We start from the raw sequence: 626 nt of genomic DNA on the forward strand, positions 1-626 counted from the left end.
TTTACCAGAAGTGGCTAGTCTAACCGCAAGGAGGACGGTCACCACGGTAGGATTCATGACTGGGGTGAAGTCGTAACAAGGTAGCCGTATCGGAAGGTGCGGCTGGATCACCTCCTTTCCAGAGCTTTTCGCACAAGTTGAGCGCTCACGCTTATCGGCTGTTGATAAAGACAGAAAGACTGTCTGTTAGCGGTTTAATCGGTTATAATGCCGGCCGCTTTCGATAATCATCAATGACAAACATTCGAATGAAGTTTGGTTCGAGTTTTTCTCATTGGCGATTGAGCCAGTCAGAGCGGTACGAAAGTATCGGCTGTCGTTCTTTAACAATCTGGAAGAAGCAAGTAATTTGGATAGCGGAAGCGTCTTGAGATGGACGTGAAAACTATCCGGGTTGTGATTGTATCGATGTATCTCAAGATGATTCGAACTCTATGTTCGACTTAAATTGGAATACGGCACAACGCGAGAACTCAACCTGTAGCGAACTGTCGCGAGGCAGACTCGTTATAGGGTCAAGCGAACAAGTGCATGTGGTGGATGCCTTGGCGATCACAGGCGATGAAGGACGCGGTAGCCTGCGAAAAGCTACGGGGAGCTGGCAAACGAGCTTTGATCCGTAGATG

At 48.4% G+C, this 626-nt stretch carries 2 rRNA genes; both read left to right on the forward strand.

Annotation, left to right across the window (positions count from 1 at the left end):
- A 16S ribosomal RNA gene (locus CFB41_RS37050) occupies positions 1-118 on the forward strand; the annotation flags it as partial.
- Between the two features lie 395 nt (positions 119-513).
- A 23S ribosomal RNA gene (locus CFB41_RS37060) occupies positions 514-626 on the forward strand; the annotation flags it as partial.

Origin of the sequence: Burkholderia sp. AU33803 (assembly GCF_002223095.1) — a bacterium.
Lineage (GTDB): Bacteria > Pseudomonadota > Gammaproteobacteria > Burkholderiales > Burkholderiaceae > Burkholderia.